20 protein-coding genes are annotated in these 23,431 nt (G+C 38.2%); 13 read left to right on the forward strand and 7 right to left on the reverse strand.

The genetic code is table 11. From position 1 onward, the window contains the following. Positions 1–95: 95 nt before the first annotated feature. Positions 96–821: a DeoR/GlpR family DNA-binding transcription regulator gene (locus PSF86_RS04405; protein WP_338424013.1), complete on the forward strand. Its 726-nt coding sequence runs from the start codon at positions 96–98 to the stop codon at positions 819–821. Positions 822–866: 45 nt separating this feature from the next. Here PSF86_RS04405 and PSF86_RS04410 read toward each other — a convergent pair whose 3' ends face one another. Next, the gene (locus tag PSF86_RS04410) at positions 867–1,247 is read right to left on the reverse strand and encodes a RidA family protein (RefSeq protein WP_277898830.1); all 381 of its coding nucleotides are present in this window, start codon (positions 1,245–1,247) and stop codon (positions 867–869) included. A gap of 59 nt (positions 1,248–1,306) precedes the next feature. After that, positions 1,307–4,003, reverse strand: coding sequence for a putative LPS assembly protein LptD (locus tag PSF86_RS04415; RefSeq protein ID WP_277898831.1), 2,697 nt, complete (start codon positions 4,001–4,003; stop codon positions 1,307–1,309). 136 nt (positions 4,004–4,139) lie between these two features. Between PSF86_RS04415 and PSF86_RS04420 the strand changes: the two genes are divergently transcribed. The 8 genes from PSF86_RS04420 to bshA all read left to right on the forward strand — a co-directional run bounded on the left by PSF86_RS04420 (position 4,140) and on the right by bshA (position 13,895). Continuing rightward, positions 4,140–5,288: an N-acetylmuramoyl-L-alanine amidase gene (locus tag PSF86_RS04420; RefSeq protein ID WP_277898832.1), complete on the forward strand. Its 1,149-nt coding sequence runs from the start codon at positions 4,140–4,142 to the stop codon at positions 5,286–5,288. A gap of 56 nt (positions 5,289–5,344) precedes the next feature. Then, positions 5,345–6,301, forward strand: coding sequence for an MlaD family protein (locus tag PSF86_RS04425; protein WP_277898833.1), 957 nt, complete (start codon positions 5,345–5,347; stop codon positions 6,299–6,301). Further along, a complete protein-coding gene (locus tag PSF86_RS04430) occupies positions 6,301–7,629 on the forward strand; it encodes a 4Fe-4S dicluster domain-containing protein (protein ID WP_277898834.1) in 1,329 nt (442 codons plus the stop codon). The genes PSF86_RS04425 and PSF86_RS04430 overlap by 1 nt, the downstream gene beginning before the upstream one ends. Positions 7,630–7,656: 27 nt before the next feature. Further along, entirely contained in the window at positions 7,657–8,103 is a 447-nt protein-coding gene (locus tag PSF86_RS04435; RefSeq protein ID WP_277898835.1) for an LNS2 domain-containing protein, read from the forward strand. Positions 8,104–8,287: 184 nt separating this feature from the next. Continuing rightward, entirely contained in the window at positions 8,288–9,079 is a 792-nt protein-coding gene (locus tag PSF86_RS04440; RefSeq protein WP_277898836.1) for a (Fe-S)-binding protein, read from the forward strand. 46 nt (positions 9,080–9,125) lie between these two features. After that, complete coding sequence (locus PSF86_RS04445; RefSeq protein ID WP_277898837.1) at positions 9,126–9,611, forward strand: ABC transporter ATPase; 486 nt, start codon at positions 9,126–9,128, stop codon at positions 9,609–9,611. 105 nt (positions 9,612–9,716) lie between these two features. After that, positions 9,717–12,641, forward strand: coding sequence for a serine hydrolase domain-containing protein (locus tag PSF86_RS04450; RefSeq protein ID WP_277898838.1), 2,925 nt, complete (start codon positions 9,717–9,719; stop codon positions 12,639–12,641). 123 nt (positions 12,642–12,764) lie between these two features. After that, the gene (bshA, locus tag PSF86_RS04455) at positions 12,765–13,895 is read left to right on the forward strand and encodes an N-acetyl-alpha-D-glucosaminyl L-malate synthase BshA (RefSeq protein WP_277898839.1); all 1,131 of its coding nucleotides are present in this window, start codon (positions 12,765–12,767) and stop codon (positions 13,893–13,895) included. A gap of 16 nt (positions 13,896–13,911) precedes the next feature. Here bshA and PSF86_RS04460 read toward each other — a convergent pair whose 3' ends face one another. Both PSF86_RS04460 and PSF86_RS04465 read right to left on the reverse strand, forming a co-directional pair. Further along, positions 13,912–14,574 (reverse strand): pyridoxamine 5'-phosphate oxidase family protein, encoded by a 663-nt coding sequence (locus tag PSF86_RS04460; protein WP_277898840.1) that lies wholly within the window; start codon positions 14,572–14,574, stop codon positions 13,912–13,914. 9 nt (positions 14,575–14,583) lie between these two features. Beyond that, positions 14,584–15,150 (reverse strand): cysteine hydrolase family protein, encoded by a 567-nt coding sequence (locus tag PSF86_RS04465; RefSeq protein ID WP_277898841.1) that lies wholly within the window; start codon positions 15,148–15,150, stop codon positions 14,584–14,586. A gap of 78 nt (positions 15,151–15,228) precedes the next feature. Here PSF86_RS04465 and pdxR point away from each other — a divergent pair, with 78 nt between their 5' ends. From pdxR to PSF86_RS04480, 3 genes are all read left to right on the forward strand, one after another. Next, positions 15,229–16,704, forward strand: coding sequence for a MocR-like pyridoxine biosynthesis transcription factor PdxR (gene pdxR / locus PSF86_RS04470; RefSeq protein WP_277898842.1), 1,476 nt, complete (start codon positions 15,229–15,231; stop codon positions 16,702–16,704). Between the two features lie 78 nt (positions 16,705–16,782). After that, positions 16,783–17,721 (forward strand): helix-turn-helix domain-containing protein, encoded by a 939-nt coding sequence (locus PSF86_RS04475; RefSeq protein ID WP_277898843.1) that lies wholly within the window; start codon positions 16,783–16,785, stop codon positions 17,719–17,721. A 104-nt stretch (positions 17,722–17,825) separates the two neighbouring features. Then, the gene (locus tag PSF86_RS04480) at positions 17,826–18,593 is read left to right on the forward strand and encodes an SDR family NAD(P)-dependent oxidoreductase (protein WP_277898844.1); all 768 of its coding nucleotides are present in this window, start codon (positions 17,826–17,828) and stop codon (positions 18,591–18,593) included. A 702-nt stretch (positions 18,594–19,295) separates the two neighbouring features. Here PSF86_RS04480 and PSF86_RS04485 read toward each other — a convergent pair. After that, positions 19,296–20,267, reverse strand: a complete 972-nt coding sequence (locus PSF86_RS04485) for an NAD(P)-dependent alcohol dehydrogenase (protein ID WP_277898845.1) — start codon at positions 20,265–20,267, stop codon at positions 19,296–19,298. Positions 20,268–20,959: 692 nt separating this feature from the next. On the opposite strand from PSF86_RS04485, the gene PSF86_RS04490 reads away from it, so the two are divergent. Then, positions 20,960–21,910 (forward strand): phosphoribosylaminoimidazolesuccinocarboxamide synthase, encoded by a 951-nt coding sequence (locus PSF86_RS04490; RefSeq protein ID WP_277898846.1) that lies wholly within the window; start codon positions 20,960–20,962, stop codon positions 21,908–21,910. Between the two features lie 67 nt (positions 21,911–21,977). Here PSF86_RS04490 and PSF86_RS04495 read toward each other — a convergent pair whose 3' ends face one another. Further along, positions 21,978–22,649, reverse strand: coding sequence for a hypothetical protein (locus PSF86_RS04495; RefSeq protein WP_277898847.1), 672 nt, complete (start codon positions 22,647–22,649; stop codon positions 21,978–21,980). A 158-nt stretch (positions 22,650–22,807) separates the two neighbouring features. Beyond that, positions 22,808–23,152, reverse strand: coding sequence for a hypothetical protein (locus PSF86_RS04500; RefSeq protein ID WP_277898848.1), 345 nt, complete (start codon positions 23,150–23,152; stop codon positions 22,808–22,810). Positions 23,153–23,431 lie beyond the last annotated feature (279 nt).

Here is a 23,431-nt window from a genome sequence, read left to right on the forward strand (position 1 = left end):
TTTAAATTAAAGCATATGATAATTGCATTTTTTTACCGTATTTTGTCAAATATTACTAATATTGAAAATCTGTGTTAAAAGCCGAAAGAAAGCGAGTGATTCTAAATGAGGTTAGAATTCACAATAGAGTTTTATTAACTGATATTGCCGAAATTTTAAAAGTTTCCGTTGATACTATTCGACGTGATATTACAGAGCTGCATAAAGAAAAACAGCTTAAAAAAGTCCACGGAGGTGCTATTTCCTTGGGGTTTGATAATTACGATACTGGCCGGAAAAATATCTATTCTTTGGAATTAAAGACCAAGATCGCCCAGAAAGGAATCGAACTCTTAAAAAAAGGGCAGGTTGTTTTGTTAAGTGGTGGAACTACAAACATGGAATTGGCCAGATTGATACCCCCGGACCTTGAAATAACATGTTTTACCCCAAGTATACCAGTTGCTAACCAATTAATGACAAAGCATAATGTTGAACTTATTGTAATAGGCGGGAAGGTTTCCAAGGGATCGCAAATATCTATTGGGGGAGAGGCATTAAATCTCCTTTCCGACATAAAGGTAGATTTGTGTTTTATGGGAACAAATTCCATCGATGCAAATCATGGCCTGACAGAGTTTGATTGGGAAATCGTTCAGCTCAAAAAAACAATGATGAAAGCTTCAAGGAAAATTGTTTGCCCGGTTATATCAGAAAAATTAAATACGGTTCAACGCTATAAAATATGCAATATTGATGATATCGATATTTTAATTACCGAACTTTCTCCGGAAAATGAAAAGCTAGCCGTATTTAAACATAAAAAAATATCAATTTTATAAAAGCCAGCTTTTTGAATGTCGGGGGTTTTTCTATTTAATGAATCTTTATTTCACGGCAATCATGGATATTTCAACATTTACGTTTTTAGGCAATGTAGAAACTTCTACGGTTTCTCTGGCGGGTGCAGTGGCTTCGTCAAAATGAGCTCCGTAGATGGTGTTTATTTTTGCAAAATCGTTCATGTCATTTAAAAAAATAGAACTTTTCACCACATTATCAAAAGTCATCCCGGCAGCTTCCAAGACTGCTTTTAGATTGAGCATTACTTGCTCGGCTTCGTCTTCAACGCCTGTGGAAATCAGTTGGTTTGTTTTTGGATCGATGGCTATTTGCCCCGAAACAAACAAAGTATTGCCTGCTAAAATTGCTTGATTGTATGGGCCCAAGGGCGCAGGAGCTTTGTTGGTGTTAATTATTTTTTTCATATGTTTTATTTTGGTTGAATATAAGGTTTAATTTTTATGCCTACTGCTACCGCCTACTACTACAGCCTCTTATCCGGTTCGCTTCGTTTTTCCCACTTAAGGTCGCTCAACATGGACGATTTAATACCAATAAAGAAAAACCAAGAAGCCCTATTGCTAAAAGGTACCCAGTTAAAATTAAGCCTAAAGCTTTTTAAGTCCCGGGCAAACCTCAATTGGGTATATGTAAACCCTTTTTGTTTAAAATCGTATCCCGAGGAAACACCTACCTTCCACTGTGGAGAAAGCTCTATATTTCCCGAAAACATAAGCGAGTTGTTAGAAATTTCGCTTTCCCTGTTTCTGTTGGAATAGGTCAGGGAATATGCCATTCTAAGATCCCAAGGTAATTTTGCAGCATAGGCTTCTGTTGGGATGTCTTCTTTTTCTTCATCATCTTCATCTGCAAAAGTACGTTCGTCGCTAAAATCTTGTGCGCGCCCAAATAAATCGTCGTCACGGCCACCACTTTGGGTGTTGTCTACTTGTTCTTTGTCTTCCTCGCCCGAAAAAGTCTTGCTGTTTATGGAGTAACTTACATTTACATTGGCTTGGGTCAACCTAAACAGGCTTCCGCCGTTTTCGTAATTAAAAACATCTATCCGGGTTCCGGTATTGTCAATGGCATAAGGGTCTAAAGTAGCACCAAAATTTACGTTCATCTTGTTTTGGAAAAACTGAGTTCCACCACTCATCCGGACAGGGCTCCAAGGGAGCGAATCGGCAACAATATTGTACGAAGTACTAAAGTTAAGGTTGTTCAAGAGCATGACCTTTTTGGGTTCTGTGGCTGTAGTGTCTTTGTCCCTTACTTTTGCCTCGACCACATTGCTTAAAGATAAACCTATGCTGTTGGAGTTATTAAGGCCGGGTTGCCCGTAAATCCCGTTTTCGAATCTAGTATACTCACGTTCCACGCCATCTTCTCCAATATATTCATCATAATATTGGTCGAAAGCCGGCGTATACCCATAACTTATGGATGGCCTGACGGTATGGCGGATAGCCTGTATTTTTTTGTCTTCCCCAAAAACAAAAGTTCCATAAAGTGTGGTACCAAGGCTGGCATTAAAATTATAGGTACCAAACCTATCGAAACCACTTATGGTGTCAATGGTTGCTTCTTCTAATATAGGGTCGTAATCATTTCGCTGAATGGTTTTTAACTGCCATACTTCGTTGTAATTGGCTCCTACGGAAGTACTGAAAAACTTAAAGATTTTAAAGTTCGTACTAATGGGAATGGTGTGTTGAAACCCAACTTTTGCATTGTCGAACATTTCCTTTTTAAAAAGAAGCGTATCAATAGTACTTATCCTGTTTTCTGCCCTAAAATTATATTGAAAGTTAATATTTTGTATAATCCCCTTTTTGGCACCATCCCTTTTTGCAAACGGAAAAATACGTTCCATGCTGGCCTGTAAGGTTGGCAATGTCATATTTACCGATTGGTCCCTGGTATTTTGCTGGATGGAAGTGGTAGCGTTTAAATTTACCATGGGATAGCCCGGAAATGTTTTATTGTACGAAATAGACGATTGCAATGTGTTGTTTAGGAAGTTGGGCGTGTTTAATTGGTTAAATGAATTTTGGTAATATTGACTACTACCAAAGTTAACCGATGCCGATAACCTGGAATTTGGGTTGGCTTTTGCATCCTGACTATGGTTCCATTGAATATTGTATATGGTACTCCTGCTATAATCTGGAAAACCGCGTTGGCTCTCTACATTATTTTCGTACCTAAAGCGCAATGCGCCCCTAAATTTATAGCGTTTTGCATAATTGGTTTCCGTTCGAAGACCATAGCTTCCGTTGGTATAATAATCTCCAAGTAAGGCCAGGTCGAAATAATCGCTTATGGCAAAATAATAACCACCATTTTGTAGGGAATACCCCCGTCTGTTTGTTTGCCCGGGGGTTGGCATGATAATCCCGGAATTTCTACGTTCTTGCGACATGGGGAAATAGGCAAATGGTACGGCAATGGGCGTAGGCACATCGGCAATGTACATATTGCTAAATCCTGCTATGATTTTTTTGTTCGGCACAAATTTACCTTTCCGTACACGTATGTAATAATCGGGGTCGTCAATATCTTCGGCGGTCGTTATCCTACCTTCCCTTAAAAAGTATACCGAGTCGTTTTCTTTCTTTACGGTTTCGGCAAAAACGCTCATCGATTCGCCCATGGACTGCTCGGTCCTGGAATTAAAAATAAGGGCTTTTTTGGTGTCGAAATTAAACCTTATGGAATCGGGTTCCACAATGTTATTCCCCTGCTTAAAATACGGAGGTTGAATTAATGCGCCGGTGGAGTCTTTTATACGTCCGGCATGGACTTCGTTGGTGGTATAGTCGATAACAATAATCCCCGACTTTAATTCGTAATCCTGGTAATAAACTTCGGCTTCGTTATAGAGGTAGATTTTATTTTCCTTACGGCTCATTTTCATATAATCTTTGGCCTTGTAGTCTATTTTCCCCTGTAGAAAACCTTGTTTGGTAGTGTCTTTAGATATGGAGTCTGTTTCGGTTGTGTCAACAACGGCCAAGCTTGTCAAAACTTCACTGGCATTAATTTTAAGGGAGTCTGTTTGCTCTTTTTCAGCCTTAATATCCAGCGCTTGAACTTTAGGTCTTTCTTGGGCATAAAAAAAACCACTGAAAAACAGAGTTAATAGCGCTAAAAGTATGTAACGTTTCTTTGCTCGCAAAGCTTTTAATCCTATTTTTGTATAAAGAATGGCTTGGTTTTTGACGTGCCAAACATACGTATATTTTTTGGTCTGTTTGGTATAGATTAACAAATTTTAATCAAAATAAATAACTGCCATAAACCGTTATTATTTTATGAAGAGATTTTTTGGTGTCCTGTTTTTAGGGATGAGTTTATTAATAACACAGCCTATATTTTCATTTGAAAAAAATAAACCCAATGATGGCAAATTTACCGTTGTTCTTGATGCTGGTCATGGTGGTCATGATCCTGGGAATTTGGGTAATGGGTTTAAAGAGAAAGATATAGCATTGAAGATTGTGCTTAAAGTGGGTGCAATTTTAGAGAAGCATCCAGATATTAAGGTAATTTACACTAGGGACGACGATAGCTTTGTAGACCTATACGTTAGGGGAAAAATAGCCAATGAGGCAAAAGCAGACCTTTTTGTGTCGGTGCATTGTAATTCTCATGGTTCCAGTGCGCATGGTACAGAAACTTTTGTATTGGGGCTTCATGCAAACAAAAGAAATTTTGAAGTAGCCAAAAAAGAGAACTCGGTTATTTATTTGGAGGATAATTATGAAGTAAATTATGCTGGGTACGATATTAATTCTCCCGAATCGTTTATTGGCTTAACAATTATGCAGGAAGAATTTTTGGATCAAAGTGTGTTTTTGGCAAAATCTATTCAGGATAACTTTACCGATAAGCTAAAACGTGTGGACAGAGGGGTCAAACAGGCGGGGTTTATTGTGCTCCATCAAACATTTATGCCCAGTGTATTGGTAGAAACTGGGTTTTTAACATACAAACCAGAAGGGTCTTACTTGAATTCAAACAAAGGAAAATCGGACATGGCCACTTCCATAGCCGATGCCATTTTTAAGTATAAAAAGCATGTCGAGGAGAATATTGGCGACGATTTTTCATTTGAGGTAAAAGATCACTCATCGGGGCAGGTTGCTATAGAACAAACTGACGTTTCCGGAAATTCTTCAGATGTGGTAACTGCCGAAGGGGTAACCTTTAGGGTACAAATAGCGGCCGGGTCCAGTGCCATAGAAACCAAAGCCTACAATTTTAAAGGCCTTTCTCCCATCAGCAGGGAAAAAGAAGGGAGTATTTACAGGTATTATTACGGAGAAGTAACAAATTACGATGATATAAAACGCATGCAGCAAGAAGCAATAAGCAAAGGATACAAAAGTAGTTTTGTGGTAGCTTTTAAAAACGGCGAGAAGGTTAAAGTGAAATCTGTGCTCAATTCCATATCAAATTAAAGCCAATCTTAAGAAATTATTTCTAATTTTGTTGCTTATAGTATAAAAAAAAGCTTTTGAAATTAACTAAAGAATTAAAAACCGGAATTATAGTAGTAGGTGGCATTGTGCTGTTTATTCTAGGCTTTACTTTTTTAAAGGGAAGCGACCTCTTTAATTCCAGCCGGACTTATTATGCCGTATACGAGAACGTAAACGGGCTTTCTACGGGAACATCCGTAAGCATTAATGGGTTGCAGGTAGGGAATATTAAAGATATAAGTTTTGTTAATGGTGAAGGGAATCTACTCATTACCTTTACGGTCAACAGCGAGTTTCAATTTTCGAAAAATAGTGTAGCCGAAATATACGACACCGGAATTATAGGAGGTAAAAGCTTGCGCATTGTTCCTGTTTACGATGGGAGCGAACGCTCTAAATCGGGAGATACCTTAAAGACTAATGTACAGCCAGGACTTACCGAGCTGGTAACCCAAAAGTTGGGGCCCTTGCAAAGTAGCCTTGACGGGGTGTTGAAAAACGCCGACTCGGTTATGGCCGGGGTAGACGATATTCTGAATGAAGAAAGCCGTGCCAATATAAAATCCAGTCTGGCAAACCTGGACAAGGTTATTTATAACTTTAGCCAGGCATCGGGAACGCTTAATGCATTGTTGGCAAACAATAAAGATAAATTAGACAGGTCTTTGACCAACATAGACAATCTTACAACCAATCTATCCATGGTAAGCGATACGCTTGCACAGGCCAATATTGGCGAAGCCATAGGCGATCTTCAGTCCAGCATGGCAAAATTGGATGATATTATGGCCAAAATCGAATCTGGAGATGGATCTGTAGGAAAATTGTTGAACGATGAAGAATTGTATAAAAACCTCACCGATGCCTCTTTGGAACTAGAGCTGCTGTTGGAAGACCTTAGATTGAACCCGAAACGGTACGTACATTTTTCGTTATTCGGGAAAAAACCCAAACCATACGAAGCCCCCGAAGAAGAAACCAATAACGAGTAATGAGCTATATTTCCCAAATACTATTTGCTGTTGTATTAGTAGCCGGCATCGGTTACTTTGCCATTAATGTTAAAAAACTTGTCAGGAACATCAGGCTTGGAAGGGCAATAGACCGTACCGATAATAAGGCCGAACGGTGGAAAAACATGGTGCGTATTGCTTTGGGACAACAAAAAATGGTGGTGAGGCCATTGGCAGGGTTTCTCCATATTATTGTATATGCAGGATTTATCATTATAAACATAGAGGTATTAGAAATTATTATCGACGGGCTCTTTGGTACCCACCGTATTTTTTCATTTTTAGGAGGGTTCTATAGCTTTTTAATAGCTTCTTTTGAAATATTGGCCGTATTGGTTATTGTAGCAGTGGCCGTATTTTGGGCCCGAAGAAACATTGTTAAATTAAAGCGTTTCTTTTATCCAGAGATGAAGGGGTGGCCAAAAAGCGATGGGAACATCATTTTATATTTTGAAGCAGTGCTTATGTGCCTGTTTTTAGCCATGAACGGTGCCGATTATTCGCTTCAACAAATGGGGGCAGAACATTACACAATGGCTGGAAGCTTTCCAGTAAGTCAGTTTTTAGTGCCGTGGTTCGAAAACTATAGTACCGCAACCCTTATTTTTATAGAACGGACGGCTTGGTGGCTACATATTGTGGGAATATTGGCATTTTTAAATTATCTATACTTTTCCAAACATTTACATATTTTACTGGCTTTTCCAAATACATGGTATGCCAATTTAAAACCAAAAGGCGAATTTAACAACTTGGAATCGGTTACCAAAGAGGTGCAGTTAATGATGGATCCCAATGCAGATCCTTTTGCCGCACCGGCCGAAGATAAGGGAGATGATATGCCGGAAAAGTTTGGGGCCTCAGATGTATCCGACCTTAATTGGGTACAGCTTTTAAACGCATATACCTGTACCGAATGTGGGCGCTGTACCAGTGAATGTCCGGCAAGCCAAACCGGAAAAAAATTATCCCCGCGCAAAATAATGATGGATACAAGGGACCGTTTGGAAGAAGTAGGAAAAAACATAGATGCCAACAAAGGCGAGTTCAAGGAAGACGGAAAACAATTGTTGGACGATTATATAAGCCGGGAAGAACTTTGGGCATGTACCACGTGCAATGCCTGTGTCGAGGCCTGTCCGGTAAGCATTAACCCGCTTTCCATCATTATGGATATGAGGAGGTATTTGGTAATGGAACAGTCGGCCGCACCAATGGAATTGAACAATATGATGGGGAATATTGAAAACAATGCTGCCCCATGGCCATATAACCAAATGGATAGGCTGAACTGGAAAAATGAGTAAACATAAACCAATAAATAAAGCTTTAAAATGAACAAAGAAGAAGTTGAAAAATTGCTACATGAAAAGTTAGAAGACGGAGAACATATAAGTCCGGTCTTGCCAAAGGGGATAAAAAACTATTTAATCGATATAGATGGTACTATTTGCGACGATATCCCCAATGAAGAACCAGAGAGAATGGCTACCGCACAGGTATATCCGGATGCTTTAAAAACATTAAACAAGTGGTATGAGGAAGGGCATATTATATATTTCTTTACTTCCCGTACCGAAGAGCATAGAAAAACCACCGAAGAATGGTTAAACCGTCATGGGTTTAAGTATCACGGGATGGTAATGGGAAAACCAAGGGGCGGAAATTACCATTGGATCGATAACCACTTGGTGAAAGCAACCCGCTACAATGGTAAATTTACCGACCTTATCGACAAGGAGGTTACCATTCAGGTTTTTGACGATGGAAAACACGATTAAAGATATTCAACCTTTACCAAAGCAGTATTGTAAATATTGCAATGCTGCTTTGTATAATGTCTATTACATATTGTAGTTGCAGAACAAATAGTCTTGAACGCTCCTTTTTTTGAAAAGGCCAATGTTAAGCCAAATACCTCAAGAATAAATTGATGCAATTATAATAGCTAAAAAACAATTCAGTATGAGCGATACAATAAAAGTGCCTACAATGGCAGAAATGATGGCTGAGGGAAAATCCCCCGAAGTACTTTTTTGGGTGGGTTGCTCCGGAAGTTTTGACGATAGGGCCAAAAAAATAACAAAGGCTTTTGTAAAACTTTTAAACAAGGCCAACGTTAGCTTTGCTGTATTGGGTACTGAAGAAAGTTGCACGGGAGACCCTGCCAAGCGGGCCGGAAACGAAATGCTTTTTCAAATGCAGGCAATGACCAATATAGAAGTATTGAACGGTTACGAAGTAAAAAAAATTGTAACGGCATGCCCACATTGTTTTAATACCCTAAAAAATGAATATCCTTCATTGGGCGGAAATTACGATGTGGTACACCATACACAATTTTTACGTTCTTTATTGTCTGAAGGAAAGCTTACGATTGAAGGTGGTAAATTTAAAGGAAAGCGGATAACGTTTCACGACCCGTGCTATTTAGGAAGAGCCAATAACGTGTATGAAGCACCGCGGGACCTTATTCAAAAACTGGATGCAGAACTAGTTGAAATGAAAAGCTGTAAAAAAAGAGGTCTGTGTTGTGGTGCAGGCGGGGCACAAATGTTTAAGGAACCCGAAAAAGGAAATAAGGACATTAATATAGAACGCACCGAACAGGCCCTGGAAACCAAACCTGAAATTATTGCAGCTGGATGCCCTTTTTGTAATACCATGTTAACCGACGGAATTAAAAACAAAGAAAAGGAAGCACAAATAGCCGTTATGGATGTTGCAGAACTTATTGCAAATGCAGGCGATTTATAAAAAAATATTTTAACTGAAAAACGGACTCTTTTAAAGATAAAAGAAAATGATAGTAGCTTTTAATGAAATATCGGAAACGGCACGCGTATGGATATACCAGGCCAACAGAAGTTTTACAGAAGATGAGATTCAGGAACTAAACCAAAAAATAACAAACTTTATAGAGCAATGGACCGCTCATGGAGCCCACCTGCAAGCTTCCTTTGAAATACGTTATAAAAGGTTTATTATCATAGCATTGGATCAAGAATTTAATGCTGCAAGCGGTTGTTCCATTGATGCTTCGGTACGTTTTATCCAAGAACTGGAAAAAGAGTACCATGTCGACCTTCTGGATAAAATGAACGTTTCCTACAGACAAGGCGACTTTATTGCCTACAAGCCCTTGGCTGATTTTAAAAAAATGGCAAAACAAAAGGCAGTCTCCCAAAACACAATAGTTTTTAACAACTTGGTGACCAATAAAGAGGAATACCAAAATTATTGGGAAGTCCCCGCAAGAGACAGCTGGCATGCCAGGTTCATGAATTAAACTTTAACTTTTTACCTGCTAACTAGTATTTTATACATCGTTTTTTTATAGTAAAATGATGTCGATTTTTTATGAGAAAACATTCTATTTAATAAAAATTATTCAATGGTATTAAAGAAAAATGTTTTTGTTGTTGTATTCCTATGTGGATTTTTAAATCTGTCTGCTCAGGGAGTAGACCCTTTAATTACCAGTGATTATCAACAGCAAAAAGCATGGGTAGATAGTGTTTATAATGCATTAACACTTCAGGAAAAAATAGGTCAGTTGTTCATGATCCGTGCCTTTACGGACAAAGGGCAGGAACATATACAAAAAGTAAAAAACCTTGTGTCCAACTATCAAGTGGGTGGGGTTATATTTTCTACCGGGGGGCCTTACCGTCAGGCAAAGATCAATAATGAGCTACAGGATCTTTCAAAAGTAAAGATGATGATGGCCATGGATGCCGAATGGGGACTTTCCATGCGCTTGGACTCTACATTTGCTTTTCCCTACAACATGGCACTGGGCGCTGTTAAAGATACAGACCTGATTAGGCGTGTTGGAAAACACATTGGCGAACATTGTAAACGCTTAGGGATGCAAATTAATTTCGCGCCAGATGTAGATATCAATACCAATCCCAAAAACCCCATTATAGGCAACCGTTCATTTGGAGAGAACAGAGATAAAGTTGCACAAAAAACCTTGGCATTTATGCAAGGGATGCAATCGGCTGGCGTGCTTGCCAATGCAAAACATTTTCCGGGTCATGGAGATACGGAACAGGATTCCCATAAAACCTTGCCCACTATAAATTTTTCAGAAGAACGTATAGACAGCGTAGAGTTATATCCGTACAAGCAGTTAATCCCGCAAGGACTTGCAAGTATTATGGTGGCCCACCTCAATGTACCGAGTTTAGAATCGCGGGATGGTTTTCCGTCTTCTCTTTCCGAAGGAATTGTTACGGGCTTGCTAAAAGAAAAGCTTCATTTTAACGGCCTTATATTTACCGATGCTTTAGAAATGAAAGGAGTTGCCAATTATGCCGATTCGGACAATGTAGACCTTTCTGCTTTTCTTGCCGGAAACGACATGCTTTTAATTTCCGGGGATACCCCCGAGGGAATCAAAAAATTAAAAGAAGCTTATGATGAGGGCGTTATTACCGAAGAACGCTTGGCCTATTCAGTAAAAAAAGTCCTAAAAGCCAAATATAAAGTTGGTTTAAACGATTACCACCCCGTAAAGATGGAAAATCTATACGAAGATCTTAATAGGGTGGAAGATACCATTTTGTACGAAGAAGTCATGGAGAACGCCATTACGGTTGCTAAAAACGACGAACAGCAAATTCCTGTCCGCGATCTGGATAAAAAGAAAATAGCATATGTGGGCTTTGGCGACGGGGAACATCAATCTTTTTTAACAACACTACAAAAATATGCGGAGGTAGATTATATACAGGCTTCAACTTTGAGCGATATGGTCGAGCGCTTGCAACCATACAACTTGGTAATTATTGGGCATCACCGTTCTACGGAAACCCCATGGAAAGCAGCCGATTTTACCAATGAGGAGAAGGTTTGGATTTATGAAATTGCCAGATTGAAGAAAGTAATTCTGGATGCCTTTGTAAAACCATATGCACTGCTGGACCTTCAAAGTATAGATAATATTGAATCGATTGTAATAAGTTTTCAAAACGATGCCATTGCACAAGAGAAATCAGCCGAAATTCTTTTTGGTGCCCTGTCTTCAAAAGGGAGTCTTCCGGTAATGGCACATCAAAAATTACCCGAAAACAGGGGGTTTTTAACCAACTCGCTTTCCCGTTTGGGGTATAGTGTCCCAGAACGTGTAGGGATGAATTCCAAAGTGCTTAAAAAAGTAGATTCGGTAATGAATACGGCAATTAGCTCTGGGGTAACGCCCGGTGGGCAAATCCTTATTGCCAGAAACGGCAAGGTTGTTTATAGCAAAAACTTTGGAAGGTTTGATTATGGAAGGGATGCAGAGAAAGTACAGAGCAATAGTATTTACGACTTGGCATCGCTTACCAAAATTACAGCTACCTTGCCCAATATCATGCAATTGGTAGAAAATGGCGAGCTTACCTTTAATACAACCTTGGGCGAAATGATCCCCGAGCTTCGAGGGAGCAATAAAAGCGACCTTAAACTCTTGGCTGTTTTATCTCATTACGCACGGCTAACCCCTTGGATCCCGTTTTACTTGCAAACCCTTGATGAAGGCACCAAAAAACCGTTGGAGAAATATTATCATGAAGAGCCCAATAAAAAGTTCTCAACGCAAGTGGCAGACCATATGTATATTAGAAACGATTATAAGGATACCATTTTTGAGCGAATAAAGGAAAGTGAGCTTTTGCCTAAATTGGAATACAAGTATAGCGATCTCCCTTTTTTATTGCTACAAAAATATTTAGAAGATTATTACAAAGAATCTTTAGATGCAATAACCCAAGAACGCTTTTATAAATCCTTGGGGATGAACTATACCACCTTTAAACCGCTGGACAAGTTTAAAAAAGGCGAAATTGTGCCTACCGAGGTAGACGACTATTTCCGTTACCAAACCATACAAGGCTATGTGCACGATATGGGTGCAGCCATGTTGGGAGGCGTTGGTGGACATGCAGGATTATTTAGCACGTCAAACGATTTGGCCAAAATGATGCAAATGTATCTTCAAAAAGGATATTATGGCGGGCGCAGGTATTTTAGCGCGGCCACTTTGGATAAATTCAATACCTGTTATTATTGCGAAGAAGATAACCGGCGGGGCGTTGGTTTTGACAAGCCCCAATTGGGAACAGTTGGCCCCACATGCGGTTGTGTGTCCATGACAAGCTTTGGCCATAGTGGCTTTACCGGAACCTATGCTTGGGTAGATCCAGTGGACAATCTTGTGTACATATTTTTATCCAACAGGACATACCCAACAATGATGAACAGAAAACTTATAACCGAAGGGACACGTACCGTAATCCAGGAAATTATATACGAATCCATAGAAAGATAAATTTTTTTGTCATACTTTGTAAATTCAAGTAAAGACAACCGACTTAGGTTTTAAATAACTTTAAAATAACCTATCTGTTCCTTTCTCATATTTTAAGGTTCAGGAAATTAATAGTTAAAAGATATGCGTATAGGGATTGTATGTTACCCAACCTTTGGAGGTAGTGGCGTAGTTGCAACAGAATTAGGAATGGCTTTGGCAAACAGGGGTCACGAAATCCATTTTATAACATATAAGCAACCCGTACGGCTGGCTTTATTAAGCGGAAAGATTCACTTTCATGAGGTAAACGTGCCAGAGTACCCGCTTTTTCATTACCAACCCTATGAGCTGGCATTGTCCAGTAAGTTGGTAGATATGATTAAGCTATATAAAATTGAAGTGCTGCACGTACATTATGCCATTCCACATGCCTATGCAGCTTATATGGCAAAGAAAATGCTTCAAACGCAAGGTATTGACGTTCCTATTGTAACCACTTTGCACGGTACCGATATTACCTTGGTTGGAAACCATCCTTTTTACAAACCTGCGGTTACCTTCAGTATAAATAAATCGGATGTGGTGACTTCGGTTTCCCAAAGTTTAAAGGACGATACCAAACGCCTTTTTGATATTAAGAGAAAGATTCATGTAATTCCCAACTTTATAGATGTCTCAAAATATAGCCGCTCTTTTACCGATTGCCAGCGTGCCATGATGGCCTCCGATAACGAGAGGATTATAACACATATTAGTAATTTCAGGAAGGTAAAGCGCATCCCCGACGTAATCAATATATTTTACGGTATTCAAAAAGAAATGCCCGCAAAACTTATTATGGTAGGCGAGGGGCCCGAACGGGAAGGCGCCGAGGCCCTGTGCGACCAATTGGACATTGGTGAAAAAGTTATCTTTTTAGGGAACAGTAATGAGGTGGATAAAATACTTTGCTTTTCCGATCTTTTCTTGTTGCCTTCTGAAACCGAAAGCTTTGGTCTGGCGGCACTTGAAGCAATGGTGAACGAAGTTCCCGTAATTTCCAGCAATACTGGCGGTATTCCGGAAGTAAATAAAGATGGGTACAGTGGCTTTTTAAGCAATGTGGGAGACGTTGCTACCATGACAAGCAATGCGCTTAAGATATTAAAGGACGATGTTATTTTGAACACTTATAAAAAACAGGCCCACGATCAGGCCCGCAAATTCGATATAAACAATATTGTACCTCTTTATGAGGAAATATATGAAAAGGCATACGAAAAGATTTTTTAGTTTTTTGTACCTCCAATTACTTTGAATTCTTGTTTACATAATTATCTATATGTTCTGGAATAGCTACACCTTCAGGTAAATAGGGATCGCTTTGGGGTGTTTCTGCCAATTGTTTTATAGGGACAATCCCTGCCCAGATAGGAAGTTCCATATCACTTTTTTCATCATGAACGCCAACGTCCCTTATTTTTGCCGAAGCCGTTTCAATCACCATTTCGGCTACCAAGGTTCCGTTCAGTTCTTTTTCAAGTATAGGGCGTAAATTTTCCCATCTTCCCGGAATCATTTGGTCAATTACACATTTTAGTCCTTTTTCTTTTTCAAGAGAATCTGTAACCTTTTTCAATTTTCCAAATAAGGTGGCCGACCTGTAATTTACAGAATGGTGCAATCCAGACCGTGCCAACACCAATCCGTTCAAATGCATTACAGTCATGCTTATATCTTCGGCTTCGAGTAGGGTAAGTAACATTCGGTTTTTCAAAGAACCGTGCAGGTATATTTTATTGTTTTCCCTTCCATATGCCATTGGCAAGGAGATTGCACGCCCTTTGTATGCATAACCCACATACCCCATAAAATCGGCGTCGAGTATTTGGTTTACCGTTTCAATATCATAAGAAGCCCTTTTGGCGCCTCTTTGCACTTTGTTTAGAGATGTTTTTGGATAGGTAGCCATGTTTTTTGCTTATATAATTTCTAAAAGTTTTTTTGTTGAGATAATATCGGCAAACTCATCTTTTAGGTTTGCCAATGTGGTTAAATGTATCAACGCAGCGTCGTACTTTTCACCATTAACACCAACCCTGTCAAAAGCCGCTGTTGCATCGTTAATTAAAATAGTTTTATAGCCATAATTTCCTGCCATACGTGTAGTTGTAGAGACACAATGGTTGGTGGTCAAACCCATAATTACAAGCGTATCTGTACACATATCGTCAAGCATCTGTTTTAAATTGGTGCCAATAAAGGCACTGTTTACATTTTTGGTTATAAGTGTTTCATCGGGCAATGGGATAACTTCCTTTTTAAATTCAAAACCTGGGCTGGAAACATGTAATTTAGATGTTGGTTCCTGCGAACTATGCCTTATATGGTAAATGGGAAGCTCGAGCTCCCGCCATTTTAATAAAATCTTTTCGGCATTCTTTTCAGCATCTTTATTATTCCTGTTTCCGCCCCAATATGCTTCATCGTTAAATGCTTTTTGAAAATCTATAAGTAGTAATGCCGGGCGTTTTGTTCTTAAGCTCATGTATTCTTTTTTAATGTCAAATGTAGTAGATTTGTGGAGCATTTATTTCGTCCACTTTTTATTTAATTGATAGTCCAGATGATTCCGTACAAAACTATAATCAAGCTCGATAAGGATACCAAACAAGCATTGTACCTTCAAGTTGCAAATCAATTTATTGAGTTGATAAAAAAAGGTATGATCGCCCCAAAAACAAAACTTCCAAGCAGCCGATTGCTTGCAGAAACATTACAAGTACATAGAAGGACTATTGTGGCCGCTTATGATGAATTGATTTTACAGGGTTGGGTTGAAACAATTCCAAAAAAGGGAACTTTTGTACACCGGGACTTGCCCATATTAAAACAAAAGGCTTTGGGAAGTTTAAGCAAAGGAGTCCATAAGGAGCGCATTGGGTTTTCTTTTAACAAGGAACCGGGAATTGATTTTCCGGTTTTTGACAAAAAAGAAAACTTTTTATATATAAACGATGGCACACCCGATGCGCGTTTGGCCCCTTTACCAGAAATTGCTAAAATTTATAGGCGTATTGCAGCCAAAAAAAGGAGCATTCCTTATGCTACATATCATTCCACTTACGGAAATCCCGAGTTAAGGCAAGCCCTTGCCCAATACCTAAACCAAACACGTGGCCTGCGATGTACTAAAGACAATGTAATGATTACCCGCGGGAGCCAGATGGGAATATACCTATTGTCACAGTTATTACTACAGGAAAAAGAATATATAATAGTTGGAGAAACCAATTACATTGCAGCAAACATTACTTTTTTAAATAGGGGTGCACAATTATTGCGCATTCCGGTAGACCACAACGGAATAGTAACCGAAGCCGTAGAAGAATTATGTAAAAAGCATCCAGTAAAAGCTATATTTGTTACCCCGCACCACCATCACCCTACCACCGTAACTTTATCGGCAGAAAGGCGGCTACATCTATTAAATCTTTCTCAAACTTATGGTTTTGCCATTATTGAAGACGATTACGATTATGACTTTAATTATAGTCATGCTCCTATTTTGCCATTGGCAAGCCATGATAAAAACGGAAATGTAATTTACATAGGCTCTGTTTGCAAAGCCGTGGCACCGGTTTATAGAATAGGGTATTTGGTTGCCCCCAAACCTTTTGTAGATGAATGTGCCAAATTAAGACGGTTTATAGACAGGCAGGGGGATTCCCTTTTGGAATATGCGTTTGCCTATTTTATAAAAGAAGGCGGCATGGAAAGGCACTTAAAGAAAACGCTCAAAATATATAAAAAACGTCGGGACCTATTCTGTACACTATTGAAAACAGAATTAAAGGATTATTTTAATTTTGAAATTCCCAAGGGAGGCATGGCCATTTGGGCGGTGTTAAATGCTAAATATAAATGGGAAGACCTAGTTGTTTTGGCGGAAAAGCATGAATTGGAGATTGGTAACTGGCAACGTTACGATAGTGCCAAAATAGGACATAACGGTATCCGGTTTGGTTTTGCTGCATATAATGAAGAAGAAATACACGAAGTAATACATAGATTGAAACAAAGTTGTTTGGGGTTACTATAATGCAATCTGTTTTAAGGGTATTAAAAAAGAACATAATGGTGTAACTATATTGTTGTACCTTTGAATTTTGCAAATGTTATGAAAGCTGTTAAAAGTACTTCCCTTGAAGAATTTTATAAAGAAGCCGCTGCATTTACCGGTCGGGAAATAGACACTTTGTTGCCACCTGGGATCAACAAGGAAATAGGTCATTTTAATGTATTCGATATTTCCGAGACCATAAAGCAGGTAAAGCGCAAAAATGTCATGCCATACAACCGCAGGGCATACTATAAAATAAGTTTAATACGTGGCAAGAATAGGGCGGAATATGCCGATAAGGTTATAGACGTTAAAAAAAACGCATTGCTTTTTGCCACACCAAAAGTCCCTTACCATTGGGTTCCTTTAGATGAAAACCAATCGGGCTCTTTTTGTGTTTTTACCGATGAATTTTTGGCAAAGAACATAACGGGGATAGTCTTGGACGAACTCCCCATATTCAGGTCGGGCGGATATCCCGTTTTTGAGATTGAAGATGCGCAGGCAGATCAATTAGCATTGACTTTCAACAAAATGAAAGAAGAAATTGCTTCCGGTTATGTTTATAAATACGATCTGCTCCGCAACTATGTCCTTGAGCTTGTTCATCAAGGTCAAAAGCTACAGCCCGCAACACAATTGCATACCAACCAAAATGCTTCGGCGCGGATAATTTCCCTGTTCATAGAACTGTTAGAACGCCAGTTTCCTATAGAGTCGCCCGAACAAAAATTAACATTGCGTACTGCCAAGGAATATGCCGAGCGTTTGGCCATACATGTAAACCATTTAAACAAGGTACTTAAAGACAATATGGGGAAAACAACAACCGACATTATTAGTAGCAGGATTGTACAAGAAGCAAAAATATTACTAAAGCAAACCGATTGGAACATCTCGGAAATTGCTTACTGCCTTGGTTTTGAAGAAGTGGCACATTTTTCCAACTTCTTTAAAAGACAAACTTCCGTAGCCCCTGTTACTTTTCGTACGTAAGTCTTTTTATTTGAATTTTGCAAACAATCCTTTGATGTTTACAAACCACACCCCTTGTTTATAGCCTAACTTTGTACTATCAAAAATTTTAAAAAAAAGTACAAATGAAAACAGAAAACAACAAAGTGGCTTTGGTTACCGGTGGTAGCCGTGGCTTGGGCCGGGATATGGCCATTAACCTCGCAAAAAAAGGAATAGACGTTATTCTTACTTACAGAGGCAATAAAGAAGAAGCAGGAGCCGTTGTGGCAGAAATTCAGTCAATTGGCCAAAAAGCCATTGCCTACCAATTGGATACTTCAAAAACAGGAACGTTCCAGACATTTATTAATCAGGTTACCGGTCATTTAAAAGAGAATACCGGAAGCCCTAATTTCGATTTTTTAATCAATAATGCGGGAACGGCACTTTATGCACCTTTTACCGAAACCACCGAAGCACAGTTCGACGATATGTTGAACATTCACTTAAAAGGCGTTTTCTTTTTAACACAAAGAGCAGTTCCTTATATAAACAAAGGCGGCCGCATTATTAACATTTCTTCGGGATTGGCAAGGTTCTCTTTTCCTGGTTCTTCCACATATGCCGCAATGAAAGGTGGAGTAGAAGTGTTAACCAGATATTTGGCCAAGGAACTGGGAGAAAAGGGTATTGCTGCCAATATTGTGGCACCAGGCGCTATTGAAACCGACTTTGGCGGAGGCCGTGTGCGGGACAACAAAGAAATGAACCAACAAATAGCCGGGGTAACGGCATTGGGCCGTGTAGGATTGCCTCAGGACATAGGTGGGGTAGTAGCTTTTTTATGTACCGAAGAAGCCCGCTGGATAAACGGACAACGAATAGAAGTTTCTGGCGGGATGATGTTGTAGTTTATCAGAAAAATAAAGAATTAAAAAGCTTGTATTTGGAATGTACAAGCTTTTTTTGTAGTATTTTTATAGAAGGGTTTATATTTTCAATAAAAAAATGATAGATAGATTTGTGTCCATATTATATTCAAAGTGGATTGGAATATGTATCTGCTGTGGCTTTTTTATATCTATTGTATTACGCAATGTTTTAGAAAATTGGTGCCGGTTTTCTGCTTGTAGAACTTGGTATGAAATATTGGCCCCTGTATTATTGTTTTTTTCATTGGGAGTTTTATTGATTTCATTTTTATACCTTATCTACATCTTGATAGAGATCTATAACAAAACCCTTGAAGAAGATATTTTAATACGCTTAACAGGAGTAATACCTATTGTATATGTTTTTGTAAAAAGTTTTATGAACTTTGTTTAAGGAGCTTCAAATACCTGTCGTATACAAAAATAAAATTGGACATAGGTTAGCTGTTAATTGTTGTTAGTGATAAGGGAAGAGTGAAAAGTGATTAGGGGGTTAGTTATTTGTTAATGGTTAATTGTTGTATGTTAGGGATATTTGAAACCTGAAACCTGAAATCTGAAATCTGGAACCTTTGAACTTCTGGACTCTCAACCTTCAACAACACAGCAACATAACAGTGTAACAACGACCAACCATCAATTAGCTCGGTATGAGCATGATATTCGCACTAGCAAGGGGTGTTATTTTTTAATTTCGACTACAATTTTTCCTTGGTGTCTTCCCTCGCCGAAATATTGAATCAACATAGGGATTTCATCAAATTCATAAGGACCATCAATTATTGGTTTAATCTGCCCATTTTCCACAAGGTTAGAAATTTGATCTAGGCCCTTGTTTGTTTTAAGGTTGAGCACACTTAACTTTTTGCTTGTAAAAAGAGATATCAATTTTCCTAACAATAATACTTCGAATAACCTATACATCAATCCTCCAACCGTTATATAAGTACCGTTTCTCTTGAGGGAGCGCGCATATTTAAATACGGATCTGTTTGATTTTGTATCAAGGATAAGGTCATATTTTTCGCTACTATTGGTGAAGTCAATTTTTTTATAATCCATAACGTTATCAAATCCCATCGATTTCAATAAATTAAGTTTTTCACCACTGTCAACGCCGGTAGCCTTTATTCCATGTAATTTCAGGATTTGAATTCCCAAGCTACCAACACCACCACCAGCGCCATTGATTAGGATATGTTGTCCAGACTTTACCTTTCCCTTTTGCATAAGTCCTTGAAGCGCTAATAGTCCGGCATGTGGCAGGGCAGCTGCATCGTTATAACTTATATTGGAAGGTTTTTTGGAAATTGTTTTTTCTGGAACACAAACATATTCGGCAAATCCGCCAAATCCACACTCCGACAGGTCACAGTATATTTCATCACCAATTTTAAAAGAGTTCACTTTACTGCCAATCGCCTCAATTTTTCCCGAGATGTCTGCCCCGGGAATATTTATTTTTGGCTTTTTTAACCCATGAACCAAGCGAATTACAAATGGCCTACCCCTTACCAGACCCCAATCCCAATCATTGATGGATGCTGAGTGAATTCTCACCAATACTTCCTTGTCTTTCGGAATCGGTTTTGAAACTTCCCCAATCTCAAGGAAATTAGGTAAACCATATTCCTTTAATAGAATCGCTTTCATGAGATTTTTATTTGTTTATAGTGATGCATAACTTACTACAAGTATACTAAAAATACATTTTGTTATATAAAATGGTTTGATAACTACTCGTTTTTAAATTAATAAAGCTTGTAGTAGCTAATGTATAGAATACAATGCAGAGGCATGTGTTATATTAAGCATTAAGTTAACAACGAAAAAAACTCAAATAGTGAATAGTGATAAGGGATTAGTTACTTGTTAATGGTTAATTGTTGTATGTTAGGGATATTTGAAACCTAAAACCTAAAACCTGAAACCTGAACTCTCAACCCTCAACTAGAAAACTCCCTATACTCATTACTTTATGCGACTTCTCCTTCTTCGAAGTGACTGGAACTTTATTCGTTGATTGTTATTAGATGTTCGTTGTTAGATGAATTTTGAATCTCTGAACTTCTGGCCTCTAAACTCTAAACCCTCAACTAGAAAAAACCTTTCCTCATTAACTTATTGACTTATTAGTTTATGCGACTTCTCCTTCGTCGAAGTGACTAGAGCTCTACTAGTTAATCGTTGTTAGATGAATTTTGAACCTTTGCAACTTTGTAACTCTCAACAACATAGCAACGTAACAACATAACAGCATAACATCCCACTAACACAAACCAAAAACTATCAAATAAAAATTAAAATATCACCTATATTTGCCATAAGAAACAATAGATATATTCATGAGCAACACCATTACAAGTAGCAATTTTAACTTTCCGGGCCAAAAGAGTGTATATAAGGGAAAAGTAAGGGAAGTATACAATATAAACAACAATCTGTTAATAATGATTGCTACCGATAGGCTCTCTGCTTTCGATGTAATTATGCCCAAAGGAATACCCTATAAAGGACAAATACTTAACCAGATTGCCACTAAAATGATGGAAGCCACCAAGGATATTGTGCCCAATTGGTTAATGGCAACCCCCGACCCCAATGTAGCCATAGGAGATTTATGCGAACCTTTTAAAGTAGAAATGGTTATTCGCGGATACTTATCCGGGCATGCCGCCAGGGAATACAAAGCAGGAAAGCGCACGCTTTGCGGAGTTACAATGCCCGAAGGAATGAAAGAAAACGATAAGTTCCAGCAACCAATAATTACACCTTCAACCAAGGCCGACCAAGGAGACCACGACGAAGACATTTCGCGTGAAGCTATTTTAAAGAAGGGGATTGTTAGCGAGGAAAATTATAGCACACTAGAAAAATATACAAAAGCCTTATTTCAAAGGGGAACAGAAATAGCCGCAAAACAAGGACTCATTCTGGTTGATACAAAATACGAATTCGGAAAAACAAAAGATGGAAAAATAGTATTGATAGACGAAATCCATACCCCCGATTCTTCCCGTTATTTTTATGCTGAAGGATATGAAGAACGTCAGGCAAAAGAAGAACCGCAGAAGCAATTGTCCAAAGAGTTTGTGCGTCAATGGCTTATAAGCAATGGCTTTCAGGGAAAGGAAGGACAACAAATTCCAGAAATGGACGAAGCTTACATCAATTCCGTATCCGATAGGTATATTGAATTGTATGAGAACATCACCGGAGAAAAATTTGTTAAAGGCGATGTTTCCAATATACAATCGCGCATAGAACAAAATGTATTGGAATATCTTAAGAAATAAGATTAGCCGATAATTATCTTTTCATTACTGAAGTTCTTAAAGGGGAGCTGCACCTGTACATTTTCGTTTATATGTTTCTCTTTAGCCGTATGTTTAAAGCAGATATATATTCTTTTTTAGCGCTTAGTTTCTCTAAATCGGTTTGATAGGTGTTAATATTGTGCAATTTCGGAATTGAGAACCTGTTCTTGGATATGGAATTAGAGAGCAATATATTTGGGAAATTATAGATAAGTACAAGGCTATCTATAAAATTGGTTTCAACAATGTCAAACCCAATTTTTTTAGCAGTCCTTTTATTTATAATATAGCTGGTCCCCTTTATGGTATAGTTCTTTAAAGTACCATTGTTGTAGTGTTCAATTAAATTTAAAAGACCTTCCAAATACTGTTGTATAATTAAAGAAGTACGTTGTTTTCCATTCATCGAAAAATTAAGCACATACACATAATCAAACAAACTCCCTCCGTGAACCTTCATGATGTTATTTTTGGGTTGTTCCGTTAAAAATAAGCTTGAATAGTAAACAATTTTTCCACTTTTTTTAAGTGAAGGAACATCAAAAAAAGGAGCTATTATGGAGATTACAATGGGGAGGGCTAAAAATGCAATAATATAGAAATGCAAAAGCCAGGAAATGGCCAAAGAAATTAATAGTACCAATAAGGCAGTTCCGGCAATTGATATTTGGATCTTTATTTGTGTATGTTTGGGTTTGTTATAATATTGATGCTTCACAAAAAACGACTTTATTAAAGTTGGTAGTTTTGGAAATTACGGCTATTAGAATAGGAATACGGGAAAAACGATTAACTGAAAACTCTAATAGTTATAAGCTATAATTCTTTAAAATGCTCAAAATCCATATACGTGGTAAGATGGTTTTTAGGAACAGCTCATTCACACAATAAAGTATCAAATTCTAATTGGAGTTGTGTAGTACCATCATCATCTACGGTAATCCATTTATAACTGGTAAGAACATAAGGATTACCACCATCTATTTCCAGCCATTCATCTATTCCTTTAGCACCGTTTTTTAAATCGTTTTTTGTTGTAAGTCCAATAGGGGCCATATAACTTCTTCCTTTGACCAAGTATTTGCAATTACCTGTTTTTATAGCGGCTTCTGCCTGTTGTTGAGACATAAGTTTTGATTTGGTCAAAGTAGGCAATGTATTGTTTACTTCTATTGGAGTCATTGAACTTGCACAAGAGATAAAAAATAGGGCCATTCCCATAATCATATTCAGTTTAATAAAATACTTAAACATATATTAGGCTTTAATTGATTAGTCTAATTTGATATTTTTTCCTGTTTCCCCATCTCTTATAAAACACATGATTTCCATTTTATCCGAAAATGAGGTGTTTGAAGGCTAAAAGGCTGTAAGATACTTATTTTTTAAATGATGAATGTTAATTGTTGTTAGGGAAAAGGGATTAGTTATTTGTTAATTGTTTGAGCCTTGAACCTCTCAACTCTAAACCCTCAACTCTCAACAACAACAAAAAACCTG

It is taken from the genome of Galbibacter pacificus (genome assembly GCF_029603165.1).
In the GTDB taxonomy this organism is placed as follows: Bacteria; Bacteroidota; Bacteroidia; order Flavobacteriales; family Flavobacteriaceae; genus Galbibacter; species Galbibacter pacificus.